The sequence below is a fragment of the Nostoc sp. NMS8 genome, assembly GCF_017115045.1.
Lineage (GTDB): Bacteria > Cyanobacteriota > Cyanobacteriia > Cyanobacteriales > Nostocaceae > Nostoc.
On the sequence record NZ_JABXKK010000063.1, the window covers coordinates 1 to 12458 of the forward strand.

A 12458-nucleotide genomic window follows, 5' to 3' on the forward strand; every position below is an offset into this window, starting at 1 on the left:
TGAGAAAACCTGTCTCTTGTTTTTCTTGGAATAATTTATTCTTTGGAAGTCCCTACCCAAATTCCTCTACAGACAAAGATATATTTAGCACAGAACTTAAGTACTTTTTCACCCATGATATATTTATAACTGTTTTTGGTTTTTTTTGATGGTGTCAACAATTGTGATTTGAACCATAATTTAGCCAAACGGTCACGAAATACTTCAAAAGTACTTAGGACAAGATATGGGTTATTGGCAACTTTTGGTGATCTTGGTTGGGGTAAGGCAGAAGGCAGAGGGCAGAAGTCGGAAGTCAGAAAGATATAATTGAGATACTTCAAACTTCACTCCATCAAACATTTCAGGGATAAGGTTTCCCCAAAACACATCTTTAAAAAGAAAAGTCCAATCCGCCATGCTCATAATGGTCTCCTGGCTGGCTAACTGCAAGTTGTGGCTGTGGACGACGCAAAGATATGCGACTAATGTCGTGAACAAGAGGCTTTTCTTTGATAGCTTCTGGTTCTCAATGATTGCTCATCAGCAGACTGGGCTTCTTGAAGGTCGCCTGCTACCTGAGTGACTGTTTCGAGTGGAGTGTTATTTCAAAAAAGGGAGTCTTGCAAGCTGTGGCTTAAACTCACCTTGAGCTTCTATGTAGTATTACTATATATTTTATATAAATAACAATTTATTAGTGAGATAGGAATTTAGCGTAAGTGTAGCCCGCCGTAGGCATCACTTGTTTTTGACCAGACCTCACAAAATCGCATTGCTCCCAGCAAAAAATCAAGCAATTAAAATTAAAATAAAAGTGATCTATTCTTGAGACAACCGTAGCAAAACTTTATGACTGAAGCAGCGATGAAAAGCCTGAGTGACATGAAGCTAGAAACAGACGTGCCAGTTGTAATTACAGATCAACAAGGCTTTGTCACTTATGTAAACGATCGCTTTACGTCTATTTTTGGCTGGAGCATGGCGGAAATTAATGGTCAAATCATTACAGTAGTTATTCCAGAGGGATTTCATACCCCGCACCATCTTGGTTTTTCCCGCTTTCTTTCAACAGAAAATTCTACTATTCTTAATCACCCACTACGTTTAGTCGGCATCACCAAAGATGGTCTAGAAATTGAAGCCGAGCATTTGATTATGGCAGAGAAAGATCACGGGGAATGGGTGTTTATGGCCATGTTGCGTCCTCTTTAAAATAAATGGAGAGACGGGTAGGCAAAGAAACCACAAATTGACCGACAAAGACTGATGATACAGAGCAACCAAATTTATTTATGGGGATTATTAATTTTGAATTTTGAATTCGGAGCGTACTCCTACGGAGAAGCAAGCTACGCGCAGCTTTTCGTAGAGAAGCGACGTGACCGCTAACCTTGCTTCTAAAATAGGAGTCTGCTGATGAGCATACATTTGACTAGTTTGGTCAACCAATTACGGGCAATTTTGGGCAAGATGGAGGTAGCGCTGGGAGCGATCGCTGATGCTATTGTCTGGACTGGTAGTAATGGCAAGATACAATGGTGCAATACTGCTTTTGATAAACTTGTTAACCAACCACATATTCTAGTTCTTAATGCCAAGCTGAGTGACTTGTTATTCCTGAGCCTAGCTGGTGAAGCAGTTGCGCCAGAGTCCTATCCAAATATGAGGGTTCTAGGGGGAGAGTATGAAATCACAGAAGAATATGAATTTCATGACGGCAAGCATTGCTCCTTAATTTTAGAAATATCAGGCAACTGCGTCGAACTTGCAGGAGGTGACAGATCATCTATATTAGTAATTCGAGATGTCACTAAAGCAAAACATTAGGAAGCAGAACGCTACTTAGCACAACAAAAAAAAGCAGAAACTTTGTCTCTTTTGCAAGCGACACTGGAATCTACAGCTGATGGAATTATAGTTGTAAATCAGGACTTTGATGTAGCAGTCTTTAATCAAAAGTTTATTCAAATGTGGTCGATACCAGAATCGTTGTTGCAACCTTCTCAAAGCAATGAACGATTCAAGTTTATGTCTAAACAAACGCGAAATCCTGAAGCTTTTATTGCTAGAGTCAAGGAACTGTTTTATAAGTTCCCAGAACAAGAAGCTTTTGATTTGGTAGAGATGAAAGATGGACGTGTTTTTGAGCGTTACTCTCAACCTCAATGGCAGGGCAATAAAATTATTGGACGTGTTTGGAGTTTTCGGGATATTACTGCACGTCAGCAAGTAGAGAAAGCCTTGAGCGAAAGCGAAATTAAGTTCCGGCGCATTGTGGAAAATTCTAATGATATTATTTCTCTGATTGACTTAGAAGGACGAATCAGCTATGTTTCGCCCAATTTAGCCAAGCTTACAGGCTATGAAACAACTGAGTTAGAAGGTATACCATTTGCGGATTTTCTTCATCCTGATGACCTACCAAGTTGTCTAGATGCAGTTAACAGAGTAGTAACAACAGGGGAGAGGTTGGAAGTTGAGTATAGAGCTAGACTCAAGGATGGTAGTTGGCAATGGCAAGCCACAAACTTAGCTACAACTGATGATATCGATGGTAACTTGGTACTGATCAGCGTTGCGCGTGTGATTACAGAGCGGAAGCAGGCTGAACAAGCTTTGCTCAAGAGTGAGCAAAAGTTTCGCAACCTGTTCGAGAATTCTCAATTTGGCATCCTTCGCAGCCGAATTGATGATGGGCTGATTTTAGATGCCAATCAACGCCTTGCCGAGCTATTAGGCTACAGTTCTGTAGCAGATTTAATTGGTGGCACAAAATTTACCACAGATTTTTATGCAAACCCAAGCGATCGCCAGCGTCTAATAACTGAACTGCGTCAAAAAGGTTCACTCAACAACTTTGAGCTAGAATTTAATCGGTGCGACGGTAAGCAGCACTGGGGCTTGTTTTCCTTACGTTTAAATCTGGAAGATAATTGTTTGGAAGCAGTGGTTGCTGACATTAACGATGTCTACGACGAGCTTCGCTTACGCAAGCAAGTAGAGGCAGATTTACACCGCAGTAATGCTATACTCAAAGCCCAACAAGAAGCTTCAATTGATGGAATTTTAGTCATTGATGAAAATGGTCAAATAGTATCTTACAATCAACGTTTTTGCCAGTTATGGCAAATTTCAGAAACCTTTATCAATAGTAACGATCGGCGATTACTGGAATTAGTACTCGACAAACTCGAACAGCCACAGGAGTTTCTGGCAAAAGTTGAGTATCTCTACGCCCATCCAGAACAAATCAGCCGGGATGAAATTCGCCTCAAAGATGGACGGACTTTAGATCGCTATTCGGCATCAGTGCGATCGCCAACAGAAGATTACTACGGTAGAATTTGGTACTTCCGGGATATTACGGCGCGAAAACAGTCAGAAGAAGCTTTACGTCGCAGCGAACAGAAATATCGCAACATTTTTGAAAACTTTCAAGTGGGGATTGCTCGCATTCGCTTAGAAGATGGGCTGTTTTTGGAAGCTAACCAACGCCAAGCCGAAATTTTAGGTTATAGTTCCGCCGCTGATCTAATTGGCAAGCAATTCACGACGGAATTTTACGCTAATCCAAACGATCGCCAACATCTCCTGGCAGAAATGGCACAGCAGGGTGAGGTACGTAACTTTGAGTTGCAACTGTGTCGTCGGGATAAATCTCTTGGTTGGGGATTAATATCGCTGAGACGGAATGCTGAAGATGGCTGTATAGATGCTGTAATTACAGATATTAGCGAACAGCAAGCTGCGCTGCGCGAACGCAAACTAGTAGAAGAATCTTTGCGACAATCAGAAGCCAGATTTCGCGCTCTTTACGAATCAACCAGCATTGCTGTCATGTTACAGGAAAACGGAATTCCCCTTGATTGTAACCGGGCAGCAGAAGAACTATTCGGCTATTCTCGGCAAGAGTTTTTACAGAAGCATCCCAGTGAATTTTCACCGCCATTTCAACCAAACGGACAAACTTCTGCTAGTTTAGCTCGTGAACAAATTGCGATCGCCTACGAGCAAGGCAGACATCGTTTTGAATGGGTTCACCGTCGCGCCGATGGTACAGATTTTCCGGCTGAGGTGTGGTTAACTATATTTAAGTTGGGTGAGCGCACACTTATTCAGGGGTTGGTGCAAGACTTGACTGAACGTAAGCAAGTTGAAGCCACACTTTGGCATCGCGCTCAGGTAGATAGACTATTAAACAGCATTTCTCGCCAGTTTATTGACCAAGATGCAGATACCGCAATCAATTTTACGCTGCAAGCGATCACCGAATTTATGGGAGCTGAATGCAGCTGCATCTTTGAATATCACGAGCCACAACAGCAATTTCACATCGCCCATGAGTGGTATAATCCTAGCAGCATATTATTAAACAACACCACTTCATCTGAGCCGTTGCCTTGGTTTTATAACCAAATTCTCAACGGTAATCCTATTCAAGGTTTACAAGCGTCTCGCATTGCAAATATTTCACCAAAGGCGAACGCCGATACAGAATTGACTAACAGAGAATTAATTAAATCTGTAGTGGCTGTACCGATGATTTACGCAGGCAAAGTCGTTGGATTACTGGAATTAGATACTGTTAACAAATCCAAAACTTGGAGCCAAGAGGAAATCAACTTACTGCAACTAGTGAGCGAACTCATAGCCATTGGGCGATCGCGGCACAAAGCTGAGGAGGCACTACGGATTGCTAAAGAAACCGCCGAAACTGCTAACCGTTCAAAAAGCGCCTTCTTAGCCAACATGAGCCATGAATTGCGAACACCACTCAATGCCATTTTGGGTTTTGCCCAGCTAATGGAACGAGATACCACCCTCAACAAACGTCAGCGAGACTCTTTAGCAACTATCAATCGTAGTGGAGAACACCTGCTCAACTTAATTAATGATGTGCTGGAAATGTCCAAAATCGAAGCTGGACGCATTGTTCTTAACCCGACATCCTTTGATTTGCATAGGTTATTGCAAGAAATACAACAGATGTTCCAGGTACGAGCCAAGGACAAAAAGTTATCACTCTCATTTGAACTTGCCCCAAATTTGCATCAATATATCCTCACAGACGAAAGTAAGCTTCGACAAGTGCTGATCAACCTATTGGGAAATGCGATCAAATTTACCAATACTGGGAGAGTGACGTTGCGTGTAAAAATAGGAAAAGATAATCCTGAGAATACTTTGCCCAATCCCGAATCCCTGATTACCTTTGAAATTGAAGATACAGGGTTGGGAATTCCTACCGAAGAATTAGATAATTTATTTCAGCCTTTCGTTCAGACTACAAGTGCTAGACATGTGAGAGAAGGGACAGGATTGGGACTAACAATCAGCCGTCAATTTGTGCAGTTAATGGGTGGTGATATCCGAGTTCATAGTGTGGTAGGCAGTGGCTCAACTTTCTACTTCGATATCAAAATTGAATTAGCAGATTCATTAGATGTTGCACCACCAACACTTAAACGCCGAGTAATTGCTTTGGCACCAGGCCAACCTGTATACAGAATCCTGATAGTTGACGATCGCGAAGACAATTGTGATTTATTAATGCAGTTATTTAATAGTATTGGTTTTGAAACTCAGATAGCAGCTAATGGCCAAGAAGCGATCGCTCTCTGGCAAACATGGGAACCCCACCTGATTTTCATGGATATGCGAATGCCTGTAATGGATGGCTATGAAGCCACTAAACAAATTAGAGCTACTTTAAAAGGTCAAGCTACTGTGATTATTGCTCTAACTGCTAGTGCTTTTGACGAAGAACGGTTTGTAGTTTTATCGGCAGGCTGCAACGATTTTGTGCGTAAGCCGTTCCGAGAAGAAGTAATCTTAAATATAATATCTAAATATTTAGGGGTGCGTTATGTGTATGAACAGGAACCCCTTCAAAAAGACCAATTTCTAGAGAATTCCGACCTTAAAGTTCTATCATTAGAAGAGATTCTGGCTCAGATGCCCACTGAGTGGGTGACACAGCTACACCAAGCGGCACTGCGTACTGATGAAAAACTAATTTTTAGCTTGCTTGAGCAAATTCCTGAAGAATCTGCTTTTTTGGCAAACACTCTGTCTGATTGGGTTAATAACTTTCGGATTGATAAAGTTATTGATTTAACCCAACCGTAAGAGCAACAACTCCAATAATTAGTATATCCAAGTTCACATCAAACCGAAACCCTCTAATATTTACTTTTTAAATCAGTTCTAATAAGTGAGTTGGCACAATAAAATCAAACTATGGAAATAAAAATAAATTAGGCTAATACCCTTATACCTATTGCCTTATCCCAACAACAATTATTTACGCCTACTTACTTAAATATGGATAACCATCAAGTTCAGCAATCAAAAGGAAATATTCTTGTTGTTGACGATACACCCGACAATCTGCGACTTTTATCTGCCATGCTAACTCAGCTTGGGTATGAAATTCGCAGAGTGATTAACGGCGCAACAGCTTTGAAAACAGTACAAGCTGCACCGCCAGATTTAATTTTGCTTGACATCATGATGCCAGAAATGAATGGCTATGAAGTCTGCCAACATTTGAAAGCCTCGGAGATAACCCGCGACATCCCAGTAATTTTTATTAGTGCTTTGGATGAAGTATTTGACAAAGTTAAAGCTTTTGCAGTCGGGGGGGTAGATTATATTACCAAACCTTTTAGTGAAGAAGAGGTTTTTGCCCGTGTGGAAAATAACTTGACTATCCGAAGACTACAAAAACAACTCACTGAGCAAAATGTACTTTTGCAACAGGAAATTAGCGTTCGCCAAAAAGCAGAATCAGCACTGCGGTTAAGCCAATTTTATTTAGATAAGTTTAAAGATTCAATTTTTTTTGTTAATTCAAATGCCCAGTTTGTTTATGTAAATGAAGCAGCTTGCCAGATGTTAGGTTATTCTCGCAAAGAGTTACAGAACATGACCGTTCACGATATTGATCCCTATTTTCCCGCAGAAACTTGGCATTCACAATGGCAGGAACTTAGACAAAAAGACTCCTCCAGTTTTGAATCTATTCACCTAACTCAAGATGGTCGGAATCTAGATGTGAAAATCAGCTTTAGTTATCTAGAGTTCAAAGAGCAGGAATATTTATGTACTAGTGCTTACTATCCCAACACTCACTAAAATTGTGTTTGGTTCAAGGTTGATCTAGTAATTGCTTTGAGGTCACTGAACAGTGCTTTTTATACTGGAAAGTCACCACCCCCAATCCTAAAACAACTATCAATGCCCAACCGAATGCGCCGATAAAAAATAATCTTTGGAATCTAGCTGCTTTTTGCTCTTGAACCAATCTAGCTTTAACTTCCTTAGTTCGTTCTGCTTCTAACCATGTCTCAACTTCTCGCCGGTCGCATTCTTGGCTAGCCGCTAAAAACTGATAATCCAAATCACTCAAGCTTTTGCCTTGTGACCAAGCTAGAGCTTCAAGTAAAGCTTTCCCGCGTAATAGTCGTGAATTATCACGCTGTTCGGAGGCTACCCAAGCATTTAATGCTTGCGAATAAGGTCGCAACTTTGCTAATTGTTTTTCTACCCAAGTTTGGTTAAAAACCTCTTCATAAATGTGGTTCTTCACTATTAGTTGACCTTGCTGCTTAGTTATTAATCCCGATAACAAGTTGTTCCCCGTTCAGCTAGGGTGGCGAGGACTTGAGAGAGGCGAATGCGGGAACGACTCCATGAGGGTTCTAAGCAAAGGAAGGTGTTGGCGGTGTTATCGATAACGGGGATGTCAGAGATCCACGGGGAAACAAGCCACACACATTGGCTAGGGATGATAAGTTCGGCGACGAAGATTGTTTGGAGTAAGTCAGGGATTTGGCGGGAACTTAGGCGGGAGTGAATATAGCGGGAAGGCATTTAATTTATTAAATTTGAGGAGATTCTTAAGGATAAAAATTTAATTAACTATGAGAAATAAATGGAGAATCATCATTAAATCCTTTTGACCGTATTGAAGATGACGAGTACGATATAAATTTGGTGTTTTTCCAAAACCAGGCTCATCAATCCAATCTTCTTTCAAAGATATATCACCTTTATATTTATTCAGGCGATCGCAAATCAAATCAATACACTCAGGAACCTTACCGTCAATCACAAAGCCTAGCATTGCTGAATAGTCATGACCTATACTGTAAGTTCCTACAACAAATCTTTTTACACCCTCTAAAACATATTTTGTCGCTAAATTTCTATCTGGTTTTGTACTGCTGACTCGCTTACACTCTATACCAAAATAATCTTCAAGACTATTGCATGAGTAAACCATTTTAAAATCTATAAAACCATCTGGTTTCAAGCTTTTGTTAGAACGCCTTGTTGCTACTTCATTCTCAATTCTTGGTGGCCCATGTATACCCCGGCGTTCCTTTTCAGCCCACATCTCATTATGTAATGCTCCAGCAATAGTATCTTCATCACTTTGGGTATTTATTTCTGGTTTTTGACATACTTTAATCCAAGCTGCTTGAATGAGATCAAGGACTGTTGCGATAATGTCATATCGCTGAATAAATGATGGTTGTCCAACAGCACCTGAATCATCCAATGGCAACATAATTTAACGAGTCCTTAAATGTTCAGCTAAAACAGTATCAGCATCATTCAACCCAGCAGAACGACTCCAGTAGCGCAGTTGAGCAGGTTTAATAATATACAAATATTCGCCGTTATAAATTCTGGTATTACGGCGGGTGAAAACGCGGTCAGCCAATTGCGACGGTAGTTGTTTCGCAATGCTTTTCAGCACAGTCACCAAATCTTCAGCCTGAACAGTTTGTATAACTGGCTCACGACCTGGATATGGTAATATGCTAAATTTCATCACCTGTAATGGTGTTTTAGGAATACTAAATATATCAGCAACTATACTTCTTTCGTTAAGTGTTTGAAGAAAAGGTTTAATAACACTCATGAATTGTATAGCATACGCTTCTAAATCAGCAGCTAATGGTCTTCTTAGTGCTGTAGATTTTTCACGATTCATATACAAATCAATCGTGATTCGCGTAGTATCTTCAACTAAAATACGTTCTTTATCATCTAAAACGTAGAGATTAAATACAGCTTCATCAAGTTGTTTTTTAAAATCTTTCTCAACAGATTTATTGGTAGATTCACGCAATCTACCTTCTATTCTAATAATTTGATTAATAAATCTTTCGTTATCTTTATTTGGTTTAGGAACACGAAGACGTTCTAAATCTTGTGTTTTAATTTCGTTGCGCTCAATACCCCATGATGAAGCTGTTAAGAATAAAAAGTAACTGGTTATTGAAGAATTTATAATACCGTTTAAGTAGTGAGCTAAGTGGACTTTATTTTTTGCAAAAGAAATACCTGAATACCTTTGTGTGTAAACAACATCTTCTTGACTAAAAGCAGAAAATGCCTCATTCCCATCAATACTTTGTGAAATTATAACCAATGGAGCTTTATAAATTTGCGAATCCCTTGGCGACTCCATTGTTGCAGGTGGTAAGTCTAGTTCGTTTACATCAATTTGATATCTAGGCATTTTGCTAGAAGCTAGACATTTTTTGTCCATCAATTCTTGCGGAACTTTACGATGATGTCCATACTTAAATCCATTCTTAGGTGGATTTCCTACAACTTGTTTAATGTTTGAAAAATTTTCCAATTTTTGGAGCAGACGTATATCTCTAGCACTACCCCAACTAGCAACTTTCAGCATATCTGAGTCGAAAGCTGTGCTAACAACCGGAAGCTTCTTAATATGCTCGGCTCCGATTTCAACAATACCGTGTCGTCGCAAATCTACAGAACGTTCTGGACATACAAAATAAAAAGTATCTCTCTGTTCTGAATATTTACCTTCTGCAATTAAAATCATTGCTGGAGCTTCAGAGTTAGGAAATATATGCTCTCTACGCAGTTTGGATAAATTAACAATAACTTTTGGTTTAAATCTCATCAACAGAGATTCTTTTGCTTTTGTAGCTGCTGTGTCATTGCTGAAAAAAGGCTTGCCATGCAAAATTAAACCAATGCAAGTTTTATTATTAGCAAAGTCGCCAATACGCCATAAAAATGCTTGGTCTGGAGGTGTACCATAAGCTGTAGGATATCCGTCTGGATAACCTGAATCAGGACGCTTACGCTGACAATATTGTTCTGCTGATTTATTTGATTTAGGTTTTGTCCAAGGTGGATTACCAACGATTGCACTAAATTGTTTATGTGCAAATTGTTCTATTTGATTAAATTCTGCTGTTTCATCAAATGCGTCACTGGCAAATAAATTATTACCTATTAGCTTTTGAAATTTTAAATCATCTGTTAATTGACGATTTTTCTCTAATTCATAATCTAATTCCAAAGCAGTAAGGTAAAGACTAAAAGCAGCAATTTGAACTGCATTTGGATTAATATCTACACCATAAATTTGATTGTAGAGAGTTTCCCGAATTAAATGACGAGTTGGTGATTCTCCATTAGCCCAGCGTTTAACAACTAATCTTCGCAAAGATTCAACTAAAAATACACCTGAACCACAAGCAAAATCTAGAACTTTAGCATCGCCATCAAGTTCTTTAAATACTTCAGAAAGTACCAAATTAACTAAATTTATAGGTGTATAATGTGTGCTATTTTCTTTTGCTGATTTTGAATCATTAGCATAAATAAAACTTTCATAAATTGAACTAATCAATTCTATGGGTATGACTTTGAAATCATAAGCCCGCCATAGACGTTGTTGACCTGTTGCTATTTCTTCTACACCACCTATTAAACTTTGTGCAACTTCAAGATGTTTTTTAGCTACAGCATCTCTTTCTTTTAGTGAGACAGGAAATAAATCTCCATTAAAAATCGTTTGCAACCACTCAAATAACTCATAAGTCGCTAGTTTATCATTTAGGAGTTCATTAAATGAATCTACTCCAAAGCGACTAGAGAAAAATTCTTGATTTAAAATATCTCTATCTTGCAGATAAGCAACAAAAATAGAACGTATTAAAATAGCATGAGCAAATTGACGCTCTAATTTTTTTTCTTTTGTTAATTTCTCTTCAGCCTGATTCAAATCTCTTATAAGAACTGAATCTACTCTTTGTTGACGGTCAATTTGCTTTGCTTTTTTCCGCTGCCAAAACTCACCTGATTCAATTTGCATACGACTAGCGAATTGATTCATGCGATTCAAGTCACTTTCAGTAGTTTCAAAGCTCTCGATTAAATGTCGAGTTGGATCATTTTCATCTTGTTTCGTGGGTTGAGAATAACAGTTATAAAGTAATACCTGCTCAGGTGTAATTACCCACAACATTGGGGCTGAACCATGATTCCAAGACAGTTTATGTAGTTTAGCTAACTCTCTAGGGTTAGGTTCATTTAATTGAGTGAAATAAATACAAGGTGAACCAGATAATTCATAGATTGCTGTAGCGTTAATTTGCTCAGGATTAATTACAGCACTATATTTAATGCACTTGTATAAATATTCATTTTTATTGCGAATATCTTCCGCTTCTGTAACTCCTATAGTTGGCACACCATCATGATAGAAGCCAGTCTGCTCCATTACTCGCTGGTATATTTTATTTACAGCTATATTAGAACTCATTACTGGTTTCTCCTTGTGATTCCTGTCTGTATTTCTCTTACCCCTTCAAAACTATTCCTATCCGTTTATCAAAATCTAAAACATGATGTTTCTCTGCTTCTATTGCTAATTCTGTAATCACATCTCCAATTTCCCCAATTTCATGAATTACAACTTGCCCCTGATTTTTCCCAGATGTTTCTAGAATCATCAAACCGAAATCTTGCATATCTTCAATTAAATAAAGTTGCGAATTAACAAAAACAAGACGATGCTTAAAAAAAGAATATTCATGATTTCTGGATTTTAAAAAATATAAAACTTTTCTAATTTCTTGTAATGAAAGCTTCTGTCTTAAACTTTCAATAGTTTTTATTTCTAGAATTTGCTGCCACTTATAAACGACTTTAGGGTGCTGAGGATTACCAAACTTTTCTGGCACTACTAACTCCGTTCTGTCTAAGTAGCTTAGTCTGCCAGAGCTTATGCCAGTCAAGGCGATGGTTTCTTGTCTAGTAAATCCACTAGCCATAAAAGGTTTTGTACTCCATCGAAATACAGCTGTATTTTGTTTAAAATTTAGTTTAACTTTTAAACACTTGTTTTAAACATACCCCAAAATAAAATATTTTTAAAGTTTTGTTTAAAAACTGTTAACTTTACTGCACTAGCCCCCTGACTCGTACCCTCACGTCAAACCCTCGCGGATACCTCTGCACCCCCTCCACCAATGGATAAACTTGCAAAAAGTAAGGGCGACCCGTCGCATCAATGATGCCAATTCCTACGGGAATCGCTTCTAAAAATTGAGCCATCTGACTTTCGCTCGCGCGGAGCAATGTTGTGGGAATTAGGGCAAGTTGAAATTGGGCTTGGAACGTTAGTCGCAACT

The 12458-nt window shown here is 38.9% G+C and carries 9 protein-coding genes and 1 pseudogene; 4 read left to right on the forward strand and 6 right to left on the reverse strand.

All coding sequences use genetic code 11. From position 1 onward, the window contains the following. Positions 1-831 precede the first annotated feature (831 nt). From HWQ39_RS11650 to HWQ39_RS11665, 4 genes are all read left to right on the forward strand, one after another. Positions 832-1194: a PAS domain S-box protein gene (locus HWQ39_RS11650; protein WP_292844435.1), complete on the forward strand. Its 363-nt coding sequence runs from the start codon at positions 832-834 to the stop codon at positions 1192-1194. Between the two features lie 204 nt (positions 1195-1398). Next, entirely contained in the window at positions 1399-1809 is a 411-nt protein-coding gene (locus HWQ39_RS11655) for a PAS domain-containing protein (RefSeq protein WP_292844439.1), read from the forward strand. Positions 1810-1851: 42 nt separating this feature from the next. Further along, positions 1852-6111, forward strand: a complete 4260-nt coding sequence (locus tag HWQ39_RS11660) for a PAS domain S-box protein (protein ID WP_292844442.1) — start codon at positions 1852-1854, stop codon at positions 6109-6111. Positions 6112-6306: 195 nt separating this feature from the next. Beyond that, on the forward strand, positions 6307-7119 hold the full coding sequence (locus HWQ39_RS11665) for a response regulator (RefSeq protein ID WP_292844444.1): 813 nt from the start codon (positions 6307-6309) through the stop codon (positions 7117-7119). 13 nt (positions 7120-7132) lie between these two features. On the opposite strand, the pseudogene HWQ39_RS11670 reads toward HWQ39_RS11665, so the two are convergent. From HWQ39_RS11670 to HWQ39_RS11695, 6 genes and pseudogenes are all read right to left on the reverse strand, one after another. Next, positions 7133-7615 (reverse strand): annotated as a pseudogene (locus HWQ39_RS11670) (hypothetical protein); the annotation flags it as partial. Beyond that, the gene (dpdK, locus tag HWQ39_RS11675) at positions 7600-7857 is read right to left on the reverse strand and encodes a phospholipase D-like domain-containing protein DpdK (RefSeq protein ID WP_292844447.1); all 258 of its coding nucleotides are present in this window, start codon (positions 7855-7857) and stop codon (positions 7600-7602) included. The gene dpdK and the pseudogene HWQ39_RS11670, both read right to left, overlap by 16 nt. A 40-nt stretch (positions 7858-7897) precedes the next feature. Beyond that, complete coding sequence (locus HWQ39_RS11680) at positions 7898-8557, reverse strand: hypothetical protein (RefSeq protein ID WP_292844450.1); 660 nt, start codon at positions 8555-8557, stop codon at positions 7898-7900. Between the two features lie 3 nt (positions 8558-8560). Continuing rightward, a complete protein-coding gene (locus HWQ39_RS11685) occupies positions 8561-11587 on the reverse strand; it encodes an N-6 DNA methylase (RefSeq protein ID WP_292844453.1) in 3027 nt (1008 codons plus the stop codon). Between the two features lie 37 nt (positions 11588-11624). Next, on the reverse strand, positions 11625-12098 hold the full coding sequence (locus HWQ39_RS11690) for a hypothetical protein (RefSeq protein WP_292844456.1): 474 nt from the start codon (positions 12096-12098) through the stop codon (positions 11625-11627). A gap of 127 nt (positions 12099-12225) precedes the next feature. Further along, positions 12226-12458 (reverse strand): hypothetical protein (locus HWQ39_RS11695; protein WP_292844459.1); only part of this gene is annotated, 233 nt, incomplete at its 5' end.